This window comes from Polyangium mundeleinium, from assembly GCF_028369105.1.
GTDB lineage: Bacteria > Myxococcota_A > Polyangia > Polyangiales > Polyangiaceae > Polyangium > Polyangium mundeleinium.
Genome location: NZ_JAQNDO010000001.1, coordinates 7,424,314 through 7,449,409, shown reverse-complemented (window position 1 = coordinate 7,449,409; position 25,096 = coordinate 7,424,314). Strand labels below are relative to the sequence as shown.

General features: G+C 70.5%; 25 protein-coding genes. 11 read left to right on the top strand and 14 right to left on the bottom strand.

From position 1 onward, the window contains the following. Positions 1–5 precede the first annotated feature (5 nt). The 3 genes from POL67_RS29600 to POL67_RS29590 form a co-directional block, all read right to left on the bottom strand. Positions 6–1,040, bottom strand: coding sequence for a hypothetical protein (locus POL67_RS29600; RefSeq protein ID WP_271923136.1), 1,035 nt, complete (start codon positions 1,038–1,040; stop codon positions 6–8). Then, complete coding sequence (locus POL67_RS29595; protein ID WP_271923134.1) at positions 1,007–2,641, bottom strand: serine/threonine-protein kinase; 1,635 nt, start codon at positions 2,639–2,641, stop codon at positions 1,007–1,009. Before POL67_RS29595 ends, POL67_RS29600 begins: the two co-directional genes overlap by 34 nt. 178 nt (positions 2,642–2,819) lie before the next feature. Next, positions 2,820–3,473: a hypothetical protein gene (locus tag POL67_RS29590; RefSeq protein WP_271923131.1), complete on the bottom strand. Its 654-nt coding sequence runs from the start codon at positions 3,471–3,473 to the stop codon at positions 2,820–2,822. A 142-nt stretch (positions 3,474–3,615) separates the two neighbouring features. On the opposite strand from POL67_RS29590, the gene POL67_RS29585 reads away from it, so the two are divergent. Then, entirely contained in the window at positions 3,616–4,722 is a 1,107-nt protein-coding gene (locus POL67_RS29585; RefSeq protein ID WP_271923129.1) for a hypothetical protein, read from the top strand. Between the two features lie 34 nt (positions 4,723–4,756). On the opposite strand, the gene POL67_RS29580 is transcribed toward POL67_RS29585, so the two are convergent. The 5 genes from POL67_RS29580 to POL67_RS29560 form a co-directional block, all read right to left on the bottom strand. Then, positions 4,757–7,120, bottom strand: coding sequence for a hybrid sensor histidine kinase/response regulator (locus POL67_RS29580; protein WP_271923127.1), 2,364 nt, complete (start codon positions 7,118–7,120; stop codon positions 4,757–4,759). A gap of 228 nt (positions 7,121–7,348) precedes the next feature. After that, positions 7,349–7,519: a hypothetical protein gene (locus POL67_RS29575; protein ID WP_271923125.1), complete on the bottom strand. Its 171-nt coding sequence runs from the start codon at positions 7,517–7,519 to the stop codon at positions 7,349–7,351. A gap of 75 nt (positions 7,520–7,594) precedes the next feature. Next, positions 7,595–7,912: a PEGA domain-containing protein gene (locus POL67_RS29570; RefSeq protein WP_271923123.1), complete on the bottom strand. Its 318-nt coding sequence runs from the start codon at positions 7,910–7,912 to the stop codon at positions 7,595–7,597. Then, a complete protein-coding gene (gene guaA / locus POL67_RS29565) occupies positions 7,909–9,465 on the bottom strand; it encodes a glutamine-hydrolyzing GMP synthase (RefSeq protein ID WP_271923121.1) in 1,557 nt (518 codons plus the stop codon). Before guaA ends, POL67_RS29570 begins: the two co-directional genes overlap by 4 nt. Before the next feature lie 57 nt (positions 9,466–9,522). Then, positions 9,523–10,005: a hypothetical protein gene (locus POL67_RS29560; protein WP_271923119.1), complete on the bottom strand. Its 483-nt coding sequence runs from the start codon at positions 10,003–10,005 to the stop codon at positions 9,523–9,525. Positions 10,006–10,849: 844 nt separating this feature from the next. On the opposite strand from POL67_RS29560, the gene POL67_RS29555 reads away from it, so the two are divergent. Then, positions 10,850–11,617 (top strand): SDR family NAD(P)-dependent oxidoreductase, encoded by a 768-nt coding sequence (locus POL67_RS29555; protein ID WP_271930910.1) that lies wholly within the window; start codon positions 10,850–10,852, stop codon positions 11,615–11,617. Between the two features lie 10 nt (positions 11,618–11,627). Here POL67_RS29555 and POL67_RS29550 read toward each other — a convergent pair whose 3' ends face one another. Beyond that, entirely contained in the window at positions 11,628–12,020 is a 393-nt protein-coding gene (locus POL67_RS29550; protein WP_271923118.1) for a hypothetical protein, read from the bottom strand. A 111-nt stretch (positions 12,021–12,131) separates the two neighbouring features. On the opposite strand from POL67_RS29550, the gene POL67_RS29545 reads away from it, so the two are divergent. Then, positions 12,132–12,929, top strand: a complete 798-nt coding sequence (locus POL67_RS29545) for a class II glutamine amidotransferase (RefSeq protein WP_271923116.1) — start codon at positions 12,132–12,134, stop codon at positions 12,927–12,929. Between the two features lie 122 nt (positions 12,930–13,051). Here the strand turns inward: POL67_RS29545 and POL67_RS29540 are convergent, their stop codons facing one another. Beyond that, on the bottom strand, positions 13,052–13,249 hold the full coding sequence (locus POL67_RS29540) for a hypothetical protein (protein ID WP_271923114.1): 198 nt from the start codon (positions 13,247–13,249) through the stop codon (positions 13,052–13,054). Next, positions 13,246–13,593: a hypothetical protein gene (locus POL67_RS29535; protein WP_271923112.1), complete on the bottom strand. Its 348-nt coding sequence runs from the start codon at positions 13,591–13,593 to the stop codon at positions 13,246–13,248. Before POL67_RS29535 ends, POL67_RS29540 begins: the two co-directional genes overlap by 4 nt. Before the next feature lie 58 nt (positions 13,594–13,651). Here POL67_RS29535 and POL67_RS29530 point away from each other — a divergent pair, with 58 nt between their 5' ends. Genes POL67_RS29530 through POL67_RS29520 form a run of 3 tightly spaced genes read left to right on the top strand, consistent with a single transcriptional unit; the run spans position 13,652 to position 16,273 of the window. Further along, a complete protein-coding gene (locus tag POL67_RS29530) occupies positions 13,652–14,923 on the top strand; it encodes a glutamate-5-semialdehyde dehydrogenase (protein ID WP_271923110.1) in 1,272 nt (423 codons plus the stop codon). Between the two features lie 34 nt (positions 14,924–14,957). Then, entirely contained in the window at positions 14,958–15,824 is an 867-nt protein-coding gene (gene rsfS / locus POL67_RS29525) for a ribosome silencing factor (protein ID WP_271923108.1), read from the top strand. A gap of 11 nt (positions 15,825–15,835) precedes the next feature. Next, entirely contained in the window at positions 15,836–16,273 is a 438-nt protein-coding gene (locus tag POL67_RS29520) for a 23S rRNA (pseudouridine(1915)-N(3))-methyltransferase RlmH (RefSeq protein WP_271923106.1), read from the top strand. 14 nt (positions 16,274–16,287) lie between these two features. Here POL67_RS29520 and tatC read toward each other — a convergent pair whose 3' ends face one another. Genes tatC through rlmN form a run of 3 tightly spaced genes read right to left on the bottom strand, consistent with a single transcriptional unit; the run spans position 16,288 to position 18,894 of the window. Continuing rightward, positions 16,288–17,154: a twin-arginine translocase subunit TatC gene (gene tatC, locus POL67_RS29515; RefSeq protein WP_271923104.1), complete on the bottom strand. Its 867-nt coding sequence runs from the start codon at positions 17,152–17,154 to the stop codon at positions 16,288–16,290. After that, positions 17,151–17,699, bottom strand: coding sequence for a Sec-independent protein translocase protein TatB (gene tatB / locus POL67_RS29510; RefSeq protein ID WP_271923102.1), 549 nt, complete (start codon positions 17,697–17,699; stop codon positions 17,151–17,153). Before tatB ends, tatC begins: the two co-directional genes overlap by 4 nt. Positions 17,700–17,757: 58 nt before the next feature. Further along, a complete protein-coding gene (rlmN, locus tag POL67_RS29505; RefSeq protein WP_271923099.1) occupies positions 17,758–18,894 on the bottom strand; it encodes a 23S rRNA (adenine(2503)-C(2))-methyltransferase RlmN in 1,137 nt (378 codons plus the stop codon). A gap of 86 nt (positions 18,895–18,980) precedes the next feature. Here rlmN and POL67_RS29500 point away from each other — a divergent pair, with 86 nt between their 5' ends. The 5 genes from POL67_RS29500 (at position 18,981) to POL67_RS29480 (ending at position 25,086) form a co-directional block, all read left to right on the top strand. Continuing rightward, complete coding sequence (locus tag POL67_RS29500; RefSeq protein ID WP_271923097.1) at positions 18,981–19,886, top strand: PDDEXK family nuclease; 906 nt, start codon at positions 18,981–18,983, stop codon at positions 19,884–19,886. A gap of 87 nt (positions 19,887–19,973) precedes the next feature. Next, positions 19,974–21,275, top strand: a complete 1,302-nt coding sequence (locus POL67_RS29495; protein WP_271923095.1) for an OmpP1/FadL family transporter — start codon at positions 19,974–19,976, stop codon at positions 21,273–21,275. Beyond that, positions 21,275–22,654 carry an OmpP1/FadL family transporter gene (locus tag POL67_RS29490; RefSeq protein ID WP_271923093.1) on the top strand — a complete coding sequence of 460 codons (1,380 nt, stop codon included), beginning with the start codon at positions 21,275–21,277 and terminating at the stop codon, positions 22,652–22,654. The genes POL67_RS29495 and POL67_RS29490 overlap by 1 nt, the downstream gene beginning before the upstream one ends. Positions 22,655–22,664: 10 nt before the next feature. Beyond that, positions 22,665–23,756 carry a glycoside hydrolase family protein gene (locus POL67_RS29485; RefSeq protein WP_271923091.1) on the top strand — a complete coding sequence of 364 codons (1,092 nt, stop codon included), beginning with the start codon at positions 22,665–22,667 and terminating at the stop codon, positions 23,754–23,756. Positions 23,757–23,883: 127 nt separating this feature from the next. Next, the gene (locus POL67_RS29480) at positions 23,884–25,086 is read left to right on the top strand and encodes a serine/threonine-protein kinase (protein ID WP_271923089.1); all 1,203 of its coding nucleotides are present in this window, start codon (positions 23,884–23,886) and stop codon (positions 25,084–25,086) included. The last annotated feature ends 10 nt before the right edge of the window (positions 25,087–25,096 follow it).

The window sequence follows — 25,096 nt, the reverse complement described above, 5'->3', positions numbered from 1 at the left end:
GGCTCCTACGGGCGTGACGCGGGCAAGACGTGATCACGCAGGATGTCGGGCAGGAGCCGGAGCTGGCCGCAATGCGCGTCGCCGTCCGAGCCCGCGTACCCGCGGAGGAAGAAGTGGTTCTGATCGTGGGCGCGCGAGACGCCGAACGGATCCTGCGCAGGCGGCGTGGCCGGGACGTCGGCGCCGATCTCGCGCAGGAGGAACGTCCCGGTCTCCAGCGTGGAGGCGTAGTCCGGCGTGGGGACGGCCGTGTGCGTGACGAAGAGCAGAGGACCGCCGTTCGCCGCGGCACGCGCGAAGGACGAGAAGGGCAAAAGCTCCGTGGGATCGGGCATCTTCCCGCCGGACGCGTAACTCGCGTAGAGCGAGTCGAGCAGGATGACGGCGTCGACGTCGTCGCGGCCTCCCCCGAGGATCCGCGCGATCGCGCCGTAGCCCGCGCTCCACGACGACAGGACGATGCTGCGCGGGCGAGCCGCGGGGTTTTTCGTGGCGAGCGCGACCTCGCGGCTGATGGCCGAGAGCATCGCGTCGAAGGTGCCTTCGGACTCGAACGTGCTCTTGTAGCCGCTCGACAGCGTGCCCGTGTCGAGGCCTGCGATCACGAGGCCGAGGCCGAGGGGCGCGAGCTGCTTGCGCACGGGCTCGGTGCCGTGGAAGTGCACGAGCAGATCAAAGCCGCCGTCGGGCGGGACGGTGAGGCTCGAAGGGACGAGGATGCGGCCGAGCGGGAGCGGTCGCCAGCCGAGGTAGTCGCCGAAGCCGCTGTCCGGGAAGTCGCAGCCGCTGCGAGGCGCGGCCTCGGAGACCAGGGCCGCGGGCTTGCCGGGCGCGCCGTTCGGCAGCGGGGACATCGTGAGCGTGGGCGCGGAGGCCTCGGACGTCTCCGCGTTGTTCGCGGCCGCGCCTTCGTCCTCGCGGTGTGCGGCGGATCCGAGCACCACGATGGCGGCGCAGAGGCCGACCACCGCGAGATCGCGGAGGGACGCGGGGGGCGTGCCCTTGCTCAGAAGCCGGGATCCGTGACTCTGGGTACCCACGTCGTGCTCGTCGGCGCCCCGGTGGGCTTTGCGGTCGCGGTCGTCGGGGCCGCAGGCTTCGTCGCGCCCGTGCCTTTCGTCGTGCCCGCGGGTTTGTCGTCACGCTTGGTCGTGGCTTCGGGTTTCGTGTCGGCGGACGGGAGATCGTTGATGTCGAGCACCGTGCCGCCGCCCGTCTCGACTGGCTGCGGAGCCACGGCGGTCTGCACGGCCACGGGCGTCGCGGCCTGCGTGGGCGCGGGCGGGCTCGGCGGCGTGGGCGCCACGTTTCCGGCGGCGTTTCCAGCGGCCGCGCGTGGCGCCATCGTCGCGCGTAGGAACATGAACGTGCCGGCGAGCGAGAGCGCGGTCACCGCGCCGATGGCGACGAAGCGGCCCGCGCGGTTGTATGGACGGGGCGGCGTCGACGGCAAGAGCGAGCCGGACATGGCTCCGTCCGCGTACGATTCGGACGTCGGCGGGAGGATCGAGGTCGAGGAGCTCCGCGGCATGCTCGTCGGGAAGCTCGTGAGCGCCGAGTTCATCCGCGTGATCGCGATGTCCGAGACTGCCTCGTGCACGTGCGGATGCGCGGCGCCCGGCGACATCGCGATGCCCGCGGCGCGCTCGTCGGCGGCGCGCACGGCGTCACGCAGCGCGGCGCGGCGCTTCTGGCCCCGATCGCCCATCACGGAGCGCGTGAACGCGCCGATGTCATCGTCGACGACCGAGGCCCCGGACAAGGCGAGGACACGCTCCAGGGCCGCGTCGAGCTCCAGCATCGTCTGGTAGCGCTCGTTCGCATCCTTCTTCAGGCACGTGAGCAGCACGCGCTCGAGCTCGGCGGGGAAACTCGGGTTTTTCATGCGCGGCGGCAGGAGCGGCCGCGAGATGATGTTCTTCATCGTGGCCATGTCGTTCTCGCCGAGGAACGGGTGCAGGCCCGTCGTGAGCCGGTAGAGCACGATGCCCATCGCGAAGACGTCGGTGCGCCGATCGACCTTCTGCCCGAGGGCCTGCTCGGGCGACATGTACGGGACTTTGCCCTTGAGCTGCCCCGCCGTCGTCTCGCCGCCCGCGCGGCCGAGCGCCTTCGCCACGCCGAAATCGACGAGCTTCACGATGCCGTCGTACGAGACGAGGATGTTTTGCGGCGAAACGTCGCGGTGCACCAAGTCGAGGAGCTGGTCGTGATCGTCGCGCAGCTCGTGGGCCGAGTGCAGGCCCGCGCAGGCCTGGCGGACGATACGGAGCGCGATGCGCTGCGGCACGGGGACGTTGCTGCGCTTGGCGGTCTTCGTGAGGACGCTGAGCGCCTCGCCGTCGACCCACTCCATGACGATGTAGATCGTGTCGTCCTGCTCGCCGACGTCGAGGATCTCCGCGACGTTCGGGTGATGGATGCGCGCGGCGAGCGAGGCCTCGTCGAGGAACATCTGCTCGAACTGCGGGTCGTCCAAGAGCGACGGCAGCATCGTCTTGATGGCGACCGTCTTCTGAAACCCGCGTGATCCCTTTTGCCGCGCCGCCCAGACCGTGGCCATGCCTCCCTGTGCGATCGGCAGGAGCAGCTCGTAGCGCCCGAGCACCATCCCTGGGGAGAGCTTTTCATGTTGGGTCATCGGAAGGCCCGGCGAGCGCCGCAGAGACGGCGTCGATGCGCCATCCTAGCATCCAGGCCGCTTTCTCCGCCACGAAGGCGTGAAATGGCCGTTCGAGGCGGTCCCGAAGATCCGGGCTTGCCGAGGCGGGAGCGTGCACGGGGCCTCGCAGGATCGAGGCCCTCGGAGGCGCGAGAGATCAGGAGCCGGGCGGAACGGCCATGCCGAAGAGAGCCTGGTAGATCTGGCTCAGCTTCTGGTGCGACTCACCCGTGAGCATGTCCTTGCCGTAGGGGAGCGTGAAGGGCGTGACGCCGGCGGCCTTGGAGCACGTGAACCAAACCACGAGATCGGTGTTCGGCTGGCCCGGACGAACGAACGAGATGCCCATGCCGGGCGCCGTCGTGCAATTGTTCGCGCCGGCCTGGAAGCTGTCCTCGTCGCCGAAGAGGTCGAGGAGGTCGTTCTTCATGTCCTCGTTCGTGACGGGCGTCTGGGCCACGATCGCGAGGCCGTTCCACAGCGGCACCTGTTGCTGCTGGACGGGCGCCGGCTGCGTCTGGCCGCCAGGGAGGAGGCCCGGCGGGATGAGCCCCGGCGCGGCCTGGTTCAGGCCCTGGAGGAGCTGCTGCCCCGCAGCCTGCATCTCGGGCGGGATGGGCAGGCCCGGGATGCCCGGGAGCGCGCCGGGTGTCGCGACCGCCGCAGCGGGGGGCGGCGGCGCAGTCAGGCGCAGCACAGTGATTTGCGCCTGGTCCATCTGATCGAAGGGCGCCGTGCGAGAGGCACAGCCCGCCGAGAGGGGGGCGACGAGGAGGGCAAGACCGAGAAAGGTGCGGAGACTCGAGTTCATCGTTTCTACCTCGCTTAGTACCACGGTTTGACGGACGGGGGGCAAGCCCAGTCGTCGGCAACGTGCTGAAACGTCGCGCGGCGCTCTCGACCTCGGACCGCGGCCGGCGTATGGTCTGCCGAGCGCTCACGGGCGCCCCGACGTGATGGAACCGGAAATCGAGCTCGAACGATTCGCCGCCCTGTGCGCGGAGGTCGAGGCAGGGACGCCCCTCGAGGAGGTTTTGCGTGTCGAGGCGCTCTCGGCCGAGGCCTGGGGCGTGAGCCGCAACGCCTGGATGGAGCGTATGTCACGCGAGCCGGAGGCGACGCGGAACGCGCTGGAGGCGCGGTACAAAGCAGCCTTCGAGGCGCGCTCGCGGGCCATCGAGACCCGCAAGGCGCGCGCCGGAGGCAACGAGGACGAGCCGACGCCGCCGCGCGCGCAATCGGTGCCGCTCGGGCTCATGGACACCGTGCCGATGTTGCCCACGGCCGATCCGGAGCAGCTCCTCGCGAGGCTCCGCGCGCGCAGGGCCGCCGCCGCAGCAGCAGCGGCCGAAGGCACGACGCCGCCGGTGACGGCGAGTGGCGCGCCGGCCGTGAAGGGGCCGCCGCCGCCGCCGCGCGAGAGCGGGCCGGGCGCGATGTTGCCTCCGGACGAGCACGCGGCGCCGATGCGGCCGCGCGTCGCCACGATCCCGGATCCGTTGCCGGCACGGCAGACGTTGCCCGCGCAACCTGCGCCCTCGAGGCCCACGCTCCCGTTCCAGGCTGCGCCGCTCCCGCCGCCGCCCCCGTCGCCCTCGTCGCCGGCCATGAAGGCCGCGGTGCTCCCGCCGCCCGCGCCGCCGCCGAAGCCGTCGCAGCCCGGGGGATACGGATACCCGCCGGCGCCAGGATCGCCGGGCGCGGCCGCGCCCGCGAGCACAGGGGCGCCGGTGTCGAGCGCGTCGTACGCGTCGCAGCGCCCGACGCCCGTCCCGATGCCACCGACGGTGCCGCAGCCGATGACGCTCGCGGGGTTCCCGGCGGTCGCGTCGGGCCCGCAGCTCAGCCTCGAACGGTATGCAGCGTTCGCCGCGGAGATCGCGGTGAACCCCGCTGCGCTCGCCGAGATCCGCACGAAGTACGGGCTCACGGACACGGCACACACGACCGAGACCGAGGCCTGGCAGCGGCGGTTCGCGGCGGATCGCGAGACGTACGTGCGCTACGCGACGCTGTACCAGCACTACCGCGACTGGTTCGCGGCACGCGGCCCCCGCTGACCCCGGCAGGGCGCTGAGAAGCGCAGCGAGCTTCTCAGCGCGCCGAGACGAGTTGGCGCAGCAGCGCGCGGAGCTTCGGGAGGTCGAAGGGCTTTTCGAGCTGGGGGTTGCGGACCTCTTCGAGGAACGCCCGCATGCGCGGCGTGAACGCGCCGCCCGTCACGAAGACGAGACGCGCGGCGACGTCGGGCGCGCGCTCGCGCAGCGCCTCGTGGACGTCCACGCCCGTCACGTCGGGCATCATCAGATCGCAGAGGATCGCGTCGAACGTCGGATCCTTTTCGAGCAGCGCGAGCGCGTCGCGGCCGCTCGTCGAGACCACGACGTCGTGCTCGTCGGCGAGGAACATCTTGAGGGCGTTCGCGAGCGGCGCCTCGTCGTCGATCACGAGCACGCGGCCGCGGCGTGGCTTCACGTCGGGGGGCTTCGGCTTCATGGCTGGCTTCTGCGCGAGGTTCGGCTCGTCGGCGCGGAGAGCCCGCGCGCCGTCGAGAGGTTTGCCGGCGGATGCGCCGGGCGGGAGCACGACTCGAAAGATCGTCTCGCCGGGCCTCGAGGCAAGATCGATCGTTCCGCCGAGGCGCGTGACGATCCCCTGGCAGATCCAGAGCCCGAGGCCCGTGCCCACGCCCGCGGGCTTCGTCGTGAAAAAGGGGTCGAAGATCTTCGCTTTGACGTCGTCGGGGATGCCAGGGCCCGAGTCCATCACCTCCACGATCACGCGCCCCGCGTCGCCGACGTAGGTGCGCAGCCGGATCAGATTCGCCGCTGCATTTCCTTCGGGCAACGCCTGCGCCGCGTTGACGAGCAGGTTCACGAAGACCTGGCCGAGCCGCGCTTCGTTGGCGTCGACGAGCGGCACGTCGTCGTACTGCTTCTCGAGCCGCGCGCGGTGGCGGATCTCGCCGAAGACCATGTTGAGCGAGGCGTCGAGCACGCGGCGCACGTCGGTCGGCGCGATCTCGCCGTCGTCCGCGCGGGAGAACGTCCGCAGATCCCGCACGATGCTGCGCATGCGCTCGGCCGCCTCGCGCGCGCCGTCGAGCGCCGCTTCGAGCTCCAGGACGCGCTGCGTGAGCTCGCCCGGCGTGAGATCCGCGGCGTGCTCGAGGACCTCGACGCGTTGCTTCAACCCGGGCAGCGCCTCGCCGGTCGCCACCGTGAGCTGCGTGAGCACGTAGGCGAGGGGGCTGTTGATCTCATGCGCCACCCCGGCCGCGAGCGTGCCGACCGCGGCCATGCGCTCGGCTTGCACGAGGCGCGCTTGCATCTGCTTGCGCTCGGTCAGATCACGCGCGATGCCGAGGATCGCCGGCGCGCCGTCGTAGTCGACGAGCAGGCTCACGACCTCGGCGTGGACGATGGATCCGTCGCGACGGAGCAGCCGGTACTCGTGCGGTGAGACCGACGTGCCGCGCTCGAGATCGGCATGATGTTGCTCCTGCACGACGCGGTCGTCGGGATGAACGGAGTCCCGCGCGAGGCGCCCGATGAGCTCGCCGGGGCGCTCGTAGCCGAGGTACGTGACGAGCGCGGGGTTCGCGTAGATCCACCGGCCTTGACGCACCACGCCGATGGCGTCGGGCGCGCGTTCGATGAGCGCGCGGAACCGCGCCTCCGAGCGCTTCAACGCCTCCTCGGCGGCTTGCCGCTCGGTCACGTCCTCGACGAGGGCCGCGACGCCGATCACGTCGTCCTGCGCGTCGACGAGCGCTGTGGCGGACCACTCGCAGCAGATGGTCCGTCCGTCCTTCCGCACGTTCTCGTTGCGGCTCCGCTCGACGCCCGTCTGTTGGAGCAGACCTTCCCAGAGCGCGCGGACGAAGGGCCAAGCGTTCTCCGACACGATGAAGCCCGGCTCGCGTTTGCCGAGGGCTTCCTCCTCGGTGTAGCCGAAGATCCGCGTCGCCGACGGGTTCCACTCGAGCACTTCGAAGCGCGTGTTCCACACGATCACGCCGAGGGGGCTGCGCTTGACATAGAGCGCGTGGCGCTGCTCGCTCTCGCGGAGCGCGGAGAGCGCGCGGTTTCGCTCCGTGAGATCCTCGACCACGCCCATGCCGCCGATGACCTCGCCGCTGGCGTTCCGGAGCGGGCAAAGGCGCATCGAGACCCACACGACGGCGTCGCTCGTGGTCGCCTGGTAGCGGCCCTCGTACGTGCTCGACGCGCCGGCAAGGGCGCCCTTGATCGAGGGCAGCACGGCGCGGTCGCGCAGCCCGTGCATGTCGAAGCCCGAGAGCCGCTCGTTCGTCGTCTGGAGGAGCTGCGTGAAGCGCGCGTTCCACGTGGTGAGCCGGAGGCTTCGGTCGTACAGGAACACGCCGACGGGCGCCTGTTCGAAGAGCGTGCGGTAACGCTCCTCGGACTGTCGCAGGGCCTCGCTGGTATCGCTCATCCGTAGAACCACGACGCGCGCGCCGTTCTCCCGCCTCCGAGCCGTCGTCCACGTGCGTGTTCGTGAACGCGCCGACGGCGGTCTGCGCCAGCATGCCAAAATGCGAGGCCCTACGGACGGAAAAAGGCGTCCACCCCTGCGTTGTGGGCGAGGGGCGACGCCTCTTCGTCTCGGATCAGCGTGCGCGCAGGTGTCTCGCGCGTGCCGCCAAGAAGTCCGAACGTCCGGTCAGGACGCCTGTTCGGCCTTTGGGGCCTTGTCGGCCTTGGTCTTCTTCCGCGCCTCGGCGTCCAGCAGGCCAATACGCGCCTTCTGGCCGCGCTTGATCCGCTTCTTCTTCAGCGGCGTGGAGAGCCACTCGTGCCGCAACCGGATGTTCCACTTCGGGGTATTCGCCATGTCTGTCCTCGGGGAGCGCGGGACGGTAGCGAAACATCCCGCAGAGTCAAGTCCTTCTTGCCCGAACGGGCGCGATCAATCCGGGATTTTCACGAGGTCCACCGCGAGGTGGATCGGCGGATCCCCCTCGCGGGCCTCGACGAGCTTGTCCCAGGGAAAAAAGCCGGGCTTCTCGATGGTAATCCGGTGTTTGCCCGGCGGCAGGGCGACGCCGCGCTTCGCCACGAACGCGAGCGCCCCGATGTACATGTCGTCGATCGTCACCGACGCGTCCGGGGCGTTGCCCTTCACCCGCAGCGAGACCGTGGCCGGCACGCTCGGCGCGCAGGCCCCGATGAATAGGCTGCACAGAAGGGCCGCCAAGCTCCCGCGTTTCGCGCTCGTTTCCATCATTCCCACTCGATCGTGGCCGGAGGCTTCGACGAGACATCGTACACGACGCGGTTCACGCCGCGGACCTCGTTGATGATCCGCGCGCTCGTTCGTCCGAGCACCTCGTGCGGGATGCGCGACCAGTCGGCCGTCATGCCGTCCTTCGACTCCACGGCCCGCAGCGCGATCACCTCGTCGTACGTGCGCTCGTCGCCCATCACGCCGACGGTGCGGACGGGCAAGAGCACGCAGAAGCTTTGCCAGATCTTGTCGTAGAGCCCCGCCTCGCGGATCTCCTCCTCGAAGATCGCGTCGGCCTCGCGCAAGACCTGGAGCCGCTCCTCGGTGAGCGGGCCGAGGCAACGCACGGCAAGTCCAGGGCCGGGGAAGGGGTGGCGCCAGAGCAGGTGGTGCGGGATGCCCATCGTCGCGCCGACCGCGCGCACCTCGTCCTTGAAGAGCTCACGCAGCGGCTCGACGAGGCCGAGCTTCATGCGCTCCGGCAAGCCGCCGACGTTGTGGTGGCTCTTGATCACCGCGCTCGGGCCCTTCGCCGAGACGCTCTCGATCACGTCCGGGTAGAGCGTACCTTGCACGAGGAAGCGGCAATCCTCGATCTTCTTCGCCTCCTCCTCGAAGACCTCGATGAAGACGCGGCCGATCGTCTTGCGCTTCTGCTCGGGATCCGTGACGCCGGAGAGCGCGTCGAGGAAGCGCTTGCGGGCATCCACGTGCACGAGCCGGAGGTGGTAGTGGTCGCCGAACATCTTCACGACTTGCTCAGCCTCGCCTTTTCGCAAGAGGCCGTTGTCGACGAAGATGCAGACGAGCCGGTCGCCGAGCGCGCGGTGGCAGAGGATCGCGGCGACCGAGGAGTCGACGCCGCCCGAGAGGCCACACACGGCGCTCGCGTCGGGGCCGACCTTCTGGCGGATCACCGCGACCGATTCCTCGACGAACGAGGCCGGGGTCCACGTGGGCTCGAGGCCGCAGACGTCGAAGAGGAATGCTTCGAGCAGGTCCTTGCCGCGGCGCGTGTGCGCGACCTCAGGGTGGAATTGCAGGCCGTAGATGCGGCGCTCGTCGTCGGCGATGGCGGCGAACGGGGTGGTGTCGGTGGTGCCGAGCGTGGAGAAGCCGGGCGGGAGCTCGACGACCTTGTCGCCGTGGCTCATCCAGACGTCGAGGACGTCGCCGTCGTTGAAGCGCGCGAAGACGCCGGCGGCGCGGGTCGTGCGGACCAGCGCGGGCCCGTATTCGCCCTCGGCGCCGCGCTCGACCTTGCCGCCGAGCAGGTGCGAGAGGAGCTGCATGCCGTAGCAGATGCCGAGGATCGGGATGCCAACGGAGAAGAGCTCGGCGGAGATGTGCGGGGCGCCCTCGCCGTACACGCTCGACGGTCCGCCCGAGAGGATGATGCCGCGGGGGGCGAGCTCGCGGATGCGCTCGATCGGCAGGTCATAGCGGTAGACCTCGCAGTACACGGAGGCCTCGCGGATCCGGCGGGCGATGAGCTGGGTGTACTGCGAACCGAAATCCAGGATCAGGACGAGGTCCCGTCGGCCAGTGAGCATGGTCGCCGCGCTAGCACTTTTCGCGAGAGGGGGCGAGCACCGGAGGGCGCGAAGGGGCTAGATGGGAATGGGCGTCGGGACGAACGAGGTCATCCCCGGCGGAACGGGTACGTCGGGGTGTTTCTCCAGGATGGCCGCGAGGGCCTTGGCGAGGCGCTCGCCGTCCGCCGGATCGCTGCCACGCGCCGAGTAAAAGATCGCGTATTTGCCGGCGACAGCAGGCGGCGCGGGGCCGTCGTCCGCGACGAGCGCGACGGAGAGGCGCACGAGGGCCCGATCCTTTGCGCAAACGAGCGTGAGGACGCCGTTCTGCACCGCGCGGATGTCGCGCACGGCAAAACCGTCGAGCGTGCTGCCGGGCGCGAGGGGCGCGACGAGGGCGAGTTCGGCGGGGCCAGCCGGGCGGGGCGCAGGCGCGGGCCGGGAGGACACGACGGGGGGCGGCGAGGGGTCGGCCGGGGCGTCGCCGCGGGAGCACGCGGGGAGGGCGAGGAGCAGGGCAGGGAGGACGAGCGAGCCGAGCCGAATCACGGGGAGCAAGGGTATCATCCCAGTTCACGTGGCGCCGCCGCCGGGGCGCTGCCCCGGACCCCGCGGGGGGCTGTCCGCCCCCTCGACCCCGGACCAGCCAGGGGCTGGACCCAGGGTTGAAAAACTGCGCGGTGCGCAGTTTTTCAAACAGGCCGACGAAGAAGCCGGGTTGCCAGCCGAACCCGCCACGCGGCTGTCTCGGTTGGCAGGGTCGTTGCCGGTCTTGACCCTGGCTGTTCGATGAACTGCGCATCGCGCAGTTCATCGAGCTTGGGTCCAGCCCCTGGCTGCAAAGGGGGGCGGACAGTTACAAGCAATTTCCCCGCATCGACTGCGCTTCGCGCAGTCGATGCCCAGGGGTCCAGGGCTGGCCCTGGTCCGGGTCCAGGGGCGGACAGCCCCTGGTGGGGCCTGGGGCAAGGCCCCAGCGCAGCGGCTTCCCGATGAAACCCATGCCCAGAGCCGTGATCCACCCCCGCTCCGCGACCCAACGCGGCCAGGTGACCCCGTCCCTCTCCCGCTCCGCGTCCATCCCACGCGAAGGACGCTCCGATCCTCCCCCGCGCTGCCACCGTACACACCAAGCCGAGCCGTGATCCTCCGGTAGTCACGCCATGTTCCCTGGCGGGACGCCCCGTCCCTCCCGTGGTCACGACGCGCGCGGGGGCAGGCGAGCCGTGATCCGAGTCCTTCGACGAAGCGCGCGGGGGTAGGTGAGCCCCCGCCGCGCCGGGGCGCTGCCCCGGACCCCGCGGGGGGCTGTCCGCCCCCTCCTGGGGCCTGGGGCGACGCCCCAGCTCCGGGCCTCGCTGCGCTGGCAAAAGGCGGGAAGAATCGGTAGCGTGCCGTGCCTATGGGGAAGCTGACGGACAAGGTCGTCATCATCACGGGAGCTTCGGGGGGCATTGGGACGGCGACGGCCGCGCTCTTTTCACGCGAGGGGGCCAAGCTCGTGCTGGTCGGTCGCGACGAAGAGCGGCTGCGGCAGGCCGCGGAGGGGTGTGATTCCGCGCGGACGCGCACCGTGGTGGCGGACGTCCGAACGATCGAAGACTCCACGCGGTACGTCGACGCGGCGGTTCGGGCCTTCGGCGGGGTCGACGTGCTTTTTGCGAATGCGGGAAACGAGGGGACGGTCACGCCCATCGCGGACCTCGACGTGGCGGTGCTCGACGACCTTCACGCGATTCACGTCCGCGGGGCGTTCCTGGGCATCCAGAAGGTCATTCCGCGCATGCGGGAGCGGGGCGGAGGGAGCATCGTGGTCACGTCGTCGACGGCCGCGATCACCTCGTTCCCGGGGTGCGCCGCGTATGCGACGAGCAAGGCCGCGGTGCTCGCGCTCGTGCGCACGGCGGCGGCCGAGCTCGCGCCCGTGAACATCCGGGTCAATGCGATGGTCCCGGGCGGCGTCGACAACCGCATGATGTACGCGTTCACCGAACAAATGGCCCCGGGGCACGCCGAGGCGCTGCGGGCTGGCTACCAGCAAATGATTCCCGCCCGTCGCGTGGCCACCAACGAGGAAATGGCGAAGCTCGCGCTCTTCCTCGCGTCGGACGATTCGAGTTATTGCCACGGAGCGAGCTTCGTGGCGGACGGCGGGTTGACGATCGTCTGAAGCGGGCGGGTCAAGCCCCTTCGCTGCTCGGCGGGCGCGGCAGGAAGATACGGGGCATCGGCAATTCGACGGCCTCGAAGGGCGGAATCTGCGCCGTCGCGTGCTCGTCGTACGACGCGATGTTCACCCACAAACCGTCGCGCAATTCAAAATCCTCCAAAATGCGCGGCAGGCCCAGCGCGACGTCCACGTCGAGGAAGATCCACCAGCCGCCGGGGCCGCCGAAGCCGTCGTCGTCGTGGAACGGTCCACCGACGAACCTTCCCAGCGCTCGCTGCACGTTCGAGTGCCTCGGGCGCGACGACGGCAGCATCAGCAGGCTGCCCCCGATGATCTCGGCCCTCTCCGACGCGGGCAAGGCCAGCAGATCCTCGTACGTCGCGAACTTCCGAGGAGCGTCCATGGTGCCGTCGTCGATCCTAGCAGATCCCGCCCCCGCCGCGCGCGCCCGTCCGTACCCGTTTCTCCCGTACAATCTGGCCCATCCTCGCACCCTCGGCTATCATCTGCTCCGATGTGTCGCCTGTTTGGCGTCGTTTCGAGGCACGTCGAACCTCACCCCGAGCCGCTCGCCACGGCTCCCAAAAGCCTCGCCGCCCTGTCGTCCGAGCACCCGCACGGCTGGGGGATCGCCGCCCATGACGGGAAAACCTGGGCGATCCACAAGAGCCCGACGTGCGCGCACGCGGACCCGACGTTCCGCACGATCGCCTCGAATACCCGCGGGCGCGTCGTCCTCGCACACGTCCGCAAAGCCACGGTCGGAAGGACCGACCTCACGAATACCCACCCGTTTCGCCGGGATGCGTGGGTTTTCGCGCACAATGGCACCATCTCGGACGTCGCGTGGCTCGAAAGACGCACCTCGCAATCGCGCAGGCGGGAAATCGCGGGGGACACGGATAGCGAGCGGTTTTTCGCGTTCCTGATGACCGCGCTCGACGAGGTCGGCGCCACGTACGGGAGCCGGCGCGCGCCCGGCGGTGCGGCCCAGCGCGCGATCGCCCGGGTCATCGAGGCCGCGACGGACAGGCCTCGCTTCGGCGCGATCAATTTTCTATTGAGTGATGGGGACGTGCTTTATGCCCATCGCTTCGGCCGGAGCTTGTACGTCTCGTCCGAGGCGGGCGTCGTTCGCATTGCGTCGGAGGCGCCGCACGAGGGCGCTTGGCAGGAGGTCCCCGAGCGATCGCTCCTCTGCATCGAGGGCGGCGTCGCGCCGAGGGTTTCGCCCGTCGAAGCCAAACGAAGGGCCTTTGTGGTAAGTCGTCGTCCTGGAGGACGTGGACCCGAGATCCGGCGCGCCTTCTAACAGCCTGTGGACTTATCTGCTGCGCGCCCCGAATCGTCGGTCGACATCGCTCGAAATCCTTCAGGATTCCTCGCTCCGTCGCCCTAGCTTCGGGGCGCTCGCGACGATCATTCCACAGGTTGTTAAGGCGGCGGGGGCGGATCGGTCGGCGCGGGCGCTTCGGCCGGGGGCGCCTGGTTTCCGGGCAGATCGAAGCTCCGCGGCGCCTCGTACTCGGGCGGCGGGCCGCCCGGCAGCGGCTTCGGCTTCGGCGGGCTGCTGCAGGCGCCTGCGGCGAGCACGACGAGCGACACGAGCGCGGGGACGAACCGGTTGCTCATATTTGGGTCCCCTTCTTCTTCAGGTTCGGCGGCGGAGGAGGTGTCGGCGTCGCCGGGCCCTCGTGCTGGTTCTCGGGCGGCAGGCCGAACGGGCTCGGAGGCGCGAGCGGTTCGGGGGTACCGTCGATCTTCTGGCGCATTTCGGAGGGTTTGGGGGGAGGCGTCTCCGGGGTCGGGTCGAATTTCGCGCCCTCGGCGCCGGGCGCGCCCATCGGGATCATCGTCGCTGCGGGCGCGGCGCTCGCCGGCCCCTCGTCGTCGTGAGAGCCACAGCCGAGCCACGTAGGCAGCCCGAGGGGCAGGAGAAGGAACCAGGCGGGGACACCGCGCGGGCGAGCCGACACGAGGCCACGCTAGCACGCCCTTGGCCTTGTGCGGGCAGCCGCGTTAGGTTTCGACGCCGTGGAGAGCACCGCAATCCTGACCGAGGAGCTCGTCGAGCTCGCAAAGCGCGCCCGAAAGGCCGCGCGTACGCTGTCGACCGCGTCGCGTGAAGCCAAGGATCGCGCGCTCGTCGCGATCGCAGAGGCGCTGCGCGCCCAAGCTGCCGAGGGCTCGCCGCTCCGCGCTGCGAACGCCGAAGACGTCGAGGCCGCGCGCGCGTCCGGGCTCGCCCCTGCGCTCGTCGACCGGTTGATCCTCGACGAACCGCGCATCCTCGGCATCGCGGCGGCCGTCACGCAGATCGCGTCGTTCGAGGATCCGGTGGGCGAGGTGCTCGGCATGAAGCAGCGCCCGAACGGCCTCAGCGTGGGCCAGGTGCGCATCCCGCTCGGCGTGATCGCGATGATCTACGAGGCGCGTCCGAACGTGACCGTGGACTCGGCCGCGCTCTGCTTGAAGAGCGGCAACGCCGTGCTCCTGCGCGGCGGCAAGGAGGCGGCGCGATCGAACGCAGCGCTCGGAGAGCTCGTCCGCGCCGCGGTCGCGTCCGCCGGGTTGCCTGCGGACGCCGTGCAGATCGTGCCGCCCAGCGATCGCGAGGGGATCCGGCTGCTCGTCGGGCTCGCGGGGAGGATCGATCTCGTCATCCCGCGCGGCGGCGAGGGGCTCATCCGCTTCGTGACCGAGCACGCCCGCGTGCCGGTGATCCAGCACTACAAGGGGGTTTGTCACCTCTACGTCGACGAGGGCGCCGATCTCAACATGGCGCTCCGGCTCGTGGAGAACGGCAAGCTCAGCCGGCCGGGCGTCTGCAACGCGCTCGAGTGCTTGCTCGTGCACGAGAGCGTGGCGCTCGCGTTCTTGCCGCGGGTCGGAAAACTCGCGGCGCAGGGGCTCGAGATCCGCGGCGATCAGGCGACTCGCGCGGTGATCCCCTCGGCCAAACCCGCGTCGACCGAGGATTACGGGCAGGAGTTTCTCGCGCCGATCCTCGCCATCCGGATCGTCGGCTCGTTCGACGAGGCGCTCGATCACATCGCGCAGTACGGCTCGAACCACACCGAGGCGATCTGCACGCGCAGCTACGAGCGGGCGCAGCGCTTCTCGCGGGCCGTCGACGCGAGCTGCGTGCTCGTCAACGCGTCCACGCGTTTCAACGACGGCGGCGAGCTCGGGCTCGGCGCGGAGATCGGCATCTCGACGACGAAGCTCCATGCGTACGGACCGATGGGGCTCGAGAGCCTCACCGCGAAGAAGTGGATCGTCTTCGGTGAGGGGCAAATTCGGTAATCGGCCCGGGTCAGAGGCCGAAGTGAGGTAGACGTTGGCAACGAAGAAGCGATCGGACGGCGGGGGCGAGTCGCCCAAGCCGGCTCGCAGCAAGACGACTGCGACGAAGACGACGACGAAGACGAAGACGAGCAAGACGGGCGCGGCGCGCTCGCCTCGCGACGTGGACCCGGGCGAAGCGTCGGGCGAGCGGGACACACACGTGGCGCCGGCCGTGGTGAAGGCGGCGGTGAAGGCGGCGAAGAAGTCGGCCCGACCGAAGCTCCGCGCCTCGCACGCGAGCGGGCAGGCGGTGCGCGCATCCGGGGCCGCCAAGACCACGAAGCGCCCGGGGTTGCCGCGGCGCAAGGCCGAGGGCGAGCTCCGCAGCAAGGCCGCGCCCGGCGTGAAGAAGACGCCGCTCGCGGCCCCGAAGCGAGCGGCGGGACGCAAGGCGCCCGTGCCCGAGACGGCCTCGCCGGCGCGCGAGCTCGCGGTCGCGATGGCGGTCGCCGGCCTCGACAAGAAGGCGCTCGGCGTGGAGATCCTCGACGTGCGCGGGCGCGTCGACTACGCGGATTTCCTGGTGCTCATGACGGGCCGGAGTGATCGGCACGTTGGCTCGATCGCGCAGGGGATCGAGGAGGAGCTCGGCAAGAAGAAGATCGCGCCGATCTCGGTCGAGGGCATGTCCGCGGCCACGTGGGTGCTGCTCGACTACGGCGACGTGGTCGTGCACGTCTTCCAGGAGGACGCGCGGCAGCTCTACGACATCGAGGGCCTCTGGATGGACGCGAGCCGCGTCGCCGTGCCCGAAGGCGAGCCGGGAGCGCGACCCGCCCTGCAGGGCAACCGCGCGCAAGCGGACGCGGGCGAAGGGTTCGGGGACGACGAAGTCGAGGATCGGACCGAGGAAGAGTAGAGCCGGATCGTATGCGTATCGTCGTCGTCGCCGTGGGCCGCGTGAAGGACAAACCGCTCCGCGCGGCCCTCGACGACTACTTCGGCCGCGTGCGCCGGTACATGCCTTGTGACGAGATCGAGCTCGAGGACGCGCCGCCCGCGCGGCTCATCGAGCTCTTCGCGAAGAAGACGGACGGCTCGACGACGATCGCGCTCGAGGTCATGGGGCGCGCGCTCGACAGCCCCTCGTTCGCCCGGACGATCGAGCGCGCCGGATCCCGCGGCAAGGGCGTGGTCTCGTTCCTGATCGGCGGCGCCGACGGCATCCCCCCGGAGACGTCGCGCGCCGCGCACGACAGGATCAGCCTGTCGACGCTCACGTTCCCGCACAGGCTCGCGCGGCTCGTGCTCGTGGAGCAGATCTACCGCGCGATGACGATCCTGCGCGGCGAGCCGTACGCCCACTGATCGGGACGTTTTTTCTAGGCCGTCTTCGTCTTCTCTTTGCTCTTCCGGTACGCCTCGCGCTGGGCCTCCGTCGGCTTCTTGCCGAAGACGAACGCGAGTCCGATCGAGAGCACGTAGAGGATGAGCATCGGCACGGCCATCACGATCTGGCTCGTGATGTCGGGCGGTGTGACGACCGCGGCGACGATGAAAGCGATCAGGACGAACCAGCGTCCGAATCGGATGAGCTGCAAGTAATTAACGATGCCCGCGAGCGACAGGAACAGGATGAGCAGCGGGATCTCGAAGACGATCCCGAACGCGAGGAGCATCCGGGTCACGAAGTCGATGTACTCGCCCATCATCACGGTGGGCGTGATCGTCACGCCCTGGCCGCCGCCGACGGTGCCGGCGAGGCCGAGGAAGTAGTTGAACGTGATGGGGAAGGCGACACGCCAGCCGAAGTAACAGCCGCCCGCGAAGAGCCCCGACGCGGAGAGCACGAAGGGGATCACGAAGCGTTTTTCGCGCGCGTAGAGCCCGGGCGCGATGAAGGCCCAGAGCTGGTAGAAGATGACCGGCGCGCTGAGCACGATCGAGCCGAGCAGCGAGAGCTGGAAGTACCCGATGAACGCGGCCTGGGGCGACTCGAAGTGCAAGGTCGCCTGGTTCGCCAAGCCCTGCGCCGTCCACGCGCCCTTGAACGGCCGCGAGATGATGTCGAGCAGGGGATCGCGGTACTCCCAGGTGAGCACGCAGCAGATCAGGAAGGCGACGAAGCAGTAGACGAGGCGCTTGCGCAACTCGTCGAGGTGCTCCCAGAACGTCATGGGAGCGCCCTCCTCCTCCTCGATCGGAGCGGACGCCGCGTCCTTGACCGCCTTCGCCTTGGAATCACTCATGACGCCGCGCTCGGCTCCTTCGTGACGACCCGGCTCGTCGGATCGTCGGTCGCCACGGCACCCAGCGGGTGGTGGGCGAGGGGCTCGGGCGCGCCGAGGTCTCCCTCTCCGTACGGGGCCGCGTCGTCGGGCAACGCGTCGTAGGCGTCGCAGCCGACCTGCGGATACTCACGCTCGCGCAAGATGACGACCGGCTCTTCGTGGGGCGCAGGCGCGCTCGCCGCGGCGGCCGCCACGGTCGCGGCTGCGGCCACGGTGGAGGTCGTGGCGGCCTTGGCGGCGGGGGACGGAACGGCGAGCTTCTCCAGGCCGTCGAGCACGTTCACGTTCGAGAGCGCGCGGATCTCCTGGATGCTCCGGTCGATGCCTTCTTCGCGGAGGAGCTGGTCGATGCCGCTCTGCGCCCGGAGGTCGGTGCTCATGCGGCGGATGCGCGTCACCCACTGCCCGGCCGTCCGCATCATGCTCGGCAGGTGCCGCGGGCCCACCACCACGATGGCCACGAGCACGACCACGACCATCTCACCGAAGCTCAATCCGAACACGCGAGCAAGCTAGCGCGCCGTGGGTTCGGAATCCACCGCGAGACGTCGTCCCTCTTGGTCAACGCTCGGGGGCTTCGCTCGGTCGAGCCGAGCTACGCCCCCGAACCCCCCTCTGCAGCGGCCGCGCGAGCTGACCACACGCCGCCCCCACGTCGCCGCCGCCCGAATACCGCACGATCGTGCCCACCCCGCGCCCGAGCAACACCGCGCGGAAGGTTTCGAGCCGCGTCGATGGCTGGAACGGATCGGGCGTGGTGCCGTCGGCGATCGCGTTGTAAGGGATCAAGCTGAGCCGGGGCCTCTGCCCGTGCGCCTCGGCGAAGGAGAGGCAGAGATCCGCGAGCGCCGCGGCATCCTCGTCCGTGTCGTTTTGCCCGGCGAGCAGCGTGTACGCGAACATCGGCGATCGCCCCGTCGCCCGCGCGTGCTCGCCCGCAGCCGCGAGCACCTCTTCGAGCGGGTGCGCGCCCTCGATGGGCATGAGCGCGCGCCTGCGCCCCGGTCGCGCCGAGCCAAGCGAGACCCCGAGCCGCACCGCAGGGACCTCCCGGAGGAGCGTGCGGATCCCGGTCGGCAAGCCCGACGTGCACACCGTGATGTTGCGCATGTCGATGGCGAGCGCGCTCGGCTCGCTCATCACGCGGATCGCGTGGATCACGCGCTCGATGTTCGCCATGGGCTCGCCCATGCCCTGGAAGAGCACGCCGTGCACGCGAGGACGGATCCCGGCGGCGACGAGGTTTGTCGGGGGGTCCTGCGCGAGCTCCTCGCGCACGCGTCGCACCTGCTCGACGATCTCCCACGGCTCGAGGTTGCGTCCGAGGCCCATGCGGCCCGTCGCGCAGAACGCGCATGCAAGCGCGCAGCCGACCTGCGAGGACACGCAGACCGAGAAGCGACCCGGGTGCTCGAGGGGGATGCGCACGGTCTCGATGACGGCCCCGTCGGGCAGGCGGAAGGCGTACTTGACGAACGGATCGATCGCGCTCGCGGCGCGGCTCTCGATGTGGATCGTGGGGACGTGTCCGGCGGCGCGGGCGGCGTCGAGCGCGACGCGTCGGATCGTCGCGGGCGAGCGCTCGGGCAAACCACCCGTCCGGTGCACGAGCGAGACGATCCGCCGCGCGTCCGTCACGTCGATGTTGCAAACGCGGGCGAGCTCGTGGGGGAGAAGGGCCTGAAGGGCGAGGGGCACGGCGGCATCGTTCTAGTCGAGCGCGACCCCGGACGCACTCGTCTCGTTCTCCCCATCCTCCGCGGATCCTGCTACCCTGCGTGTTGATGATGGATCCGAAGCGCGATGGTCCCTCGATGATGCTCGCGCCGTCCGCCCGGGGGGGCTCCGCGCTCTCGTTCCCTCCGGCCGATCCGCCCCGCAGGTTCCCCCCGGTCGATCAGCACGTCGTCGTCCCGGAGACGACGCGCGACGAGATGATACGCGGCCGGACGATCATCGCCCAGCCCGCGCTCGAGCCCCACGGCGACGCGCACGCGAACCTCGGCGCCGTGATCCGCTTGCACGTCCGCGAAGGCTATCGCGCCTCGATCGACCTGCTCACGCGTGTCTCGGAGCGCTCGAATTTCGCCACGGATTTGTCGATCCGGCGGGACGGCACGGATCCCGCGACGGGGAGGCGGCACCTCGAAGAGGTCTCGTTCGAGATCGTGAACGAGCAGGCGCCAGGCGTGGTGCGCGAGAAGGCCGAGGACCTCATCGAGCGCGGTGTTCGCCGCGTGTTCGCGATCCGGGTGAAGCGCGGCGAGATCTGCGAGTGGTCGCGCGAGAAGGCCACGTTCGTGCCGCTCGACCTCGACGGGAGGATCGAGGATCCCTGCTTCATACGGCCGATCCTGGTGCGCGCGCTGCTCGACGGCGCGGTGGCGGAGCGCGAGGCCGCGCGGGCCCTCGAGCGCAAGGGCAACCCCGAGATCCTGGCGATCAAGCAAGACGCGGAAGAGAAGGGCCGCGAAGAGGGCCGTGAAGAAGGCCGTGAAGAAGGCCGCCGCGAGATGCTCCTCGAAGTCCTGCGCGAGCGCTTCGGCGAGCTCCCGGAGGCCATGCAGGCGCACGTCGCGACCGCGAGCGGCGCGACCTTGTCCCGGTGGGCGAAGCGCTCCTACGCGGCGAACTCGCTCGACGAGGTGTTCGTCGAGGCCCAGGAAGACAGCGGACCCGTTCGTCGCTGAGCCTCGATCCGTCCCGCACGTCGCCGCGCGTCGCGGCCTCCGCTCCCTCTTCCTTCCGGCCCTGCATGCGTCTACCGTCGCGCGCGCATGGCCCGCCGCCGCGCCTTCTTGCTCGCCGTCGCCTCGGCCGCCCTCACGGCGCTGCCGGCCGGCGACGCGTGGAGCTCCCCCGAGGACGTGTACGGCTTTGGCCCGCGCTCCATGGCGATGGGCGGCACCGGCGCCGCGCTCGGCCGCGGCTTCGAGTCGGTCTGGAGCAACCCCGCGCTCCTCAGCCTCGAACATCGACGCGAGCTCACGATCGGCCTGCTCGGCTCGGTCTTCGACCTCCGCGCGCCCGAGCGCCTGAACTACGACAACCTCGCGGGCGGCTTCATCGGCGCCGTCCTGCCCGTGCCGTTCGCCGGTGTCCTGAAGGACCGCATCACCATCGGCCTCGGCTTCTTCACGCCCTTCGACCTCATCGTCCGCGGTCGCATCCTCTTTCCCGAAACCAAGCAGTTCCCCCTCGCGGATCGCACGGCCTCCGTCGCGGTCCAGGTCGGCCTCGGCGTCGACGTCGGGTATGGCGTGCGGATCGGAGGCGGCTTCGCGGCGCTCGCGGCGCTCACCGGCTCCGTCCTCGTCGCCACCGACGCCTCCGGCCGCATCGGCACCGTCGTCGAAGACACGCTCGTCGCGAGTTACGGCCCCATCCTCGGCGCGAGCTACGAGCGCGGCGCTTACCGCGTCGGCCTCACCTACCGCGGCGAGCTCGTCGGGCGCTTCAACGTCGTCATCGAGGTGAAGGACCTCGGCCAGATCGTCGTGCCTCCGCTCAACATCTCTGGCCTCGCGCAGTACGATCCCGCGCAGATCGCGCTCGAGGTCGCGCGCGTCGGTGGCCCGTGGCGCGTCACCGCGGGCGCGACGTACAAGCGCTGGTCGGCGTACCCCGGGCCCGCCGAGGCCACCGTCCGTTGCCCGGAGATCGACCCGTCCACGGGTGCACCGCCCGAGGAGCCTTGTGGCGCCCTCACGCCCACGCCGCTCGGGTACGCGGACACGATCGTCCCGCGCCTCGGCATCGAGCGGGTCCTCTCGCCGAAGACGTCCGTCTCGATGATGCTCCGCGCCGGCTACTTCCTCGAGCTTTCGCCCTCGCCGCCGCAGACGGCCGCCGCGAACATCTACGACAACACGCGCAGCGTCTTTGGCCTCGGCTACGGGCTCGAACTCGCCGCGCCCTTCCCGAACCTGCGCTTCGATCTCGCCGGGCAGGTGCAGGTCCTCCATCCTCGCGCGAACGACAAGGCCGCGGACGTGCCCGCGAGCAACCCCGGCGCTCCTTCCGTGCGCACGAGCGGCGTCGTCGTCGCCGGCGCCGCCACCGTGGGGGTCGGGTTCTGATGTCGAACCACGCACGCTCGCTTCTGCCCGCGCTCGCCGCGGCGTGGCTCCTCGCCGCGCCGGAAGCTCAGGCCAGCGCTCCCGGGACGTACGGCATGGGCTCCCGCACCGGCGCGCTCGCCGGGGCCGTCACCGCCGACGCCGCGGACTTCTCGGGCTGCTTCTACAACCCTGCCGGCCTCGTCTCCGCGCCCGGCCTCGAGCTCTCGGTCGGCTACCTCTACGCGGACAACCGCCTCCGCATCAACGGCAAGGACAACGACGTCGCCGACGTCCACGGCCTCATGGCGGGCATCGTCGCGCCGGGCAAGATCCTCTCGCTCCCGTTCGCGTTCGGCATCGCCACGTACATCCCCGACAACGGCCTCTCCCGCATCCGCGCCCTCCGCCAGGAGACGCCGCGCTGGGAGCTCTACAACGACCGGCCCACCATCCTGTTCCTCTCGGTCCACCTCGCCGTCCGCCCGCTTCCGTGGCTCGAAATCGGCGGCGGCCTTGCCTTCCTCGCCGCCACGCGCGGCCGCTTCGGCATCCGCGGCGAGGCCAACGTCCTGAAGCCTTACGACTCGCAGCTCTCCCACGAGGTCGACGCCGATCTCACCTCCATCCGGTACCCCATCGCCGGCGCCCGCGTCAAACTCGGCCGCCTCGGCTACCTCGGCGTCGCCTACCGCGGACAAACCAAGCTCGACCTCGCGCTCCAGGCGAACCTCGAGGGCATCGTCGACTTCGCCGGCGTCGACGTCCCGCTCCGCTACACCCTCGAAACACGCACGCTCGACGCCTTCCAGCCGCAGCAGGTCGTCCTCGGTTTGTCCTTCCAGGCCGTGCCCCGCCTCCGCGCGAACTTCGATCTCGGCTGGGTGAACTGGTCGGCCTACGAGAGCCCGACCCCCCGGACCTCCGCCCACCTCGAAGCCGAGCCCCCGCCCGGCGTCGGCGTCGAGTTGCCCGAGGATCCCAAGCCTGTCGTGATCGTCCCGCCCGCGTTCCAGGACCGCTTCGTCCCACGCCTCGGCGTCGAGTACGTCCTCGCGTTCGGTGCCGAGCGGCGCGTCTCGGGGCGCCCTGCGCCCGCCAAGGCCGTCGAGATCCCCTTGCGCGCCGGGTACGCCTACGAGCGTTCGCCCGTGCCGCCGCAGGAGGGCCCGACGAACTTCGTCGACGCCGATCGGCACACGATCTCCCTCGGCGTGGGCGTCGTCCTCAACGCGCCGTTCTCCGTCCTCCGCGGCGCGCTCCGCCTCGACACGCACGTGGCCCTCTCCGTGCTGCCCGAGCGCGTCACGCAGAAGGCGAACCCGGCCGACTTCGTGGGGGACTACCGGGCCGACGGCACCATGATCGCGGGCGGCGCCACGCTCACCGCCTCGTTCTGAGGGCAAGACGATGCGCACGGGACACGCTGGTTCGTTCCTCCTCGCCCTCGCGCTCCTGTCCGGCTGCGCCACGCTCGCCGACACCGAGACCGGCGGGGAGAACCTGCCGAACGCCGCCGCCGGCCCGTTCCGCGCCCTCCGCGCGGGCGAGCTCGGCAACCTCCGCTCCGCCCCGAATGCCCTCGAAGACGACGAGACGTTTCCGCGGGATCCCACGGTCCTCGACGTCGACGGTGATCCCGCGACGCCCGCGGTCTTGGGTTACTTCGCCATGACCCCCGAGGTGCCGGGGCAGGACCCCGATCCTGCGGCCCCGCCCGGCGCCATCGTGCGTCATGGCGCCGACGATGGCCGCTCCTTCGACCGCATGCCCCTCGTTGTGCTCACGCCCGAGGAGCCCTGGGAAGGCGGCACCGTCGGCGCACCGTCGGTCGTCCGCGTGGGCGGCGAGGTCTTCCTGTATTACGCCGCGGCCGGCGGCATCGGGCTGGCGCGGAGCCCGGACGGCGCCGTCTTCACGCGGGTCGAAGGGCCCGTCCTTGGCCCCGACGCGGCTGGCTGGGAGACCGGCGCGGTGCCGCGGAGCCCGGGCGTCGTCGTGCTCGACGACGGCTCGCTCCGGATGTTTTACGAGGTCCCGGGGCCCGGCGACGCCGCGCGCATCGGCGAGGCGCGCTCCGACGACGGCATCACCTGGACCCGCGTCGGCGACGGCCCCGCGCTCGCGCCCGCGCCGGCCGGGGAGGGGGCCGAGCCGCCCTACGACGGCGCTTGGGTCGGCGCGCCCGCGCCCGTGCTCGTCCGGTCGGCCGAGGGCCGCTCCATATTGCGCGTCTACCACGCCGCCCGGGACACCCTCGGCCAGGCCGTCGTGGGCCTCGCCGCGCGCTTTGATCCGGCCAGCGCCGCGCCCCTCCAGCGCGCCGTGAGCCCTGTCTTCGGCAGCGGCAGCTCGCTCGGACCCCACGAGCCCTGCGCCCTCGTGCGGCCTGGCTACACATTGCTGTTCACCACGCAGCGCGCGGGCCGCACGAAAAGCGCCAATTATCCGGCGGTGGCTGCCGGCGTGGCGCCCGCCGATGTGACCTTGCCCGCTCCTTGAAACCGACCTTCCCGGGCGCGCTTCTTTACTTTGGGCCCGCTGCGTGATGTAACGTCGAGTCGAGTGAGAAAGCCCTCTCCGCGCGCCGGCACGCCCGGCGTCTCGGGGACCGCGCCACGGAAGCGAGATGTTGGAAGGAGACCAGATCACTCCCAAGATGCGGCTCTCGAGGCACCTCGGGCAGGAGGGCAAATCCCAGGTGTGGGTCGCCGAGCACGTAGGCTTCGGCAAGGACGTCGCCGTCAAGCTCATGGGGCGCGCCTTGTCGCGCAACTCCTCGCCCCTCCACCGCTTTCAGCGCGAGGCGGACGTCGCCACGCGGCAGATCAAGAGCCCGCACGTCGCGCAGATCCTCGAGCACGGCCTGACGCGCACCGGCATGCCTTACCTCGTGATGGAGCTGCTCGAAGGGGAAGACCTCGGCAGCCGCATCGCGAGGACCGGCCCGCTGGCGCCGAAGGACGCCGCGCGCCTCGTCTCGCAGCTCGCCAAGGGCCTCGTCAAGGCGCATCTCCTCGGCCTCGTCCACCGGAACCTGAAGCCCGGCAACGTCTTCCTCACCGAACCCGAGGGCGGCGATTTCGAGGCGAAGGTCCTGGACCTCGGCCTCTCGGTCCGCGCGGGCATCTCCTCGATGGGCCGGACCACGAGCGACGCGACGCACATGATCTCGCCCGAGTTCATGAGCCCGGAGCAGATTTTCGGCCAGAAGGACGTTGATTTCCGCGCCGATCTCTGGACCCTCGCGGTCCTCGCGTATTACGCGCTCAGCGGACGCGCCCCCTTCAGCGGGCAGAACCTCGAGAGCTTCGGCAACGCCATCGAAGAGGGCCGATTCGAGCCGATCACCACGCTCGTGCCCGGCCTCCCCCCCTCGATCGACTCCTTCTTCGCCAAGGCCCTCCAGCGGGACCCCACGGCGCGTTACTCGGCGGCCAAGGAGCTCGCCGACGAGTTCGAGCGCGCCCTCGGCGTCGAGATCGAGGAGCGCACGAGCCGCACTTCGTTCCCGCTCGTCACGCAGCGCAGCTCGTCGCCGGGATCGCGGCCGTTCGGCGCGACCACGACCACGGGTTCGATGCGCCGGCCGAAGCTCTCCTCGCTCAAGGAGATCTCCGATCGCATCCCGGCCGACGTTCGCGACGCGGCCCTGCGCCCGCCGGAGGTCCTGCCCGTCACGGTCACGCCGGAAGAACCGCGCAAGAGCTCGGCGCTCGTGATCGTCGTGCTCGCGCTTCTCGGCATCGGGACGATCGTGGCCGGTCTGTCGCTCCTCTCGGGCGACAGCACGCCCCCCCCGAAGACGGCGCCGACGGCGCCCCGCCGCTGACCGGCGGAGC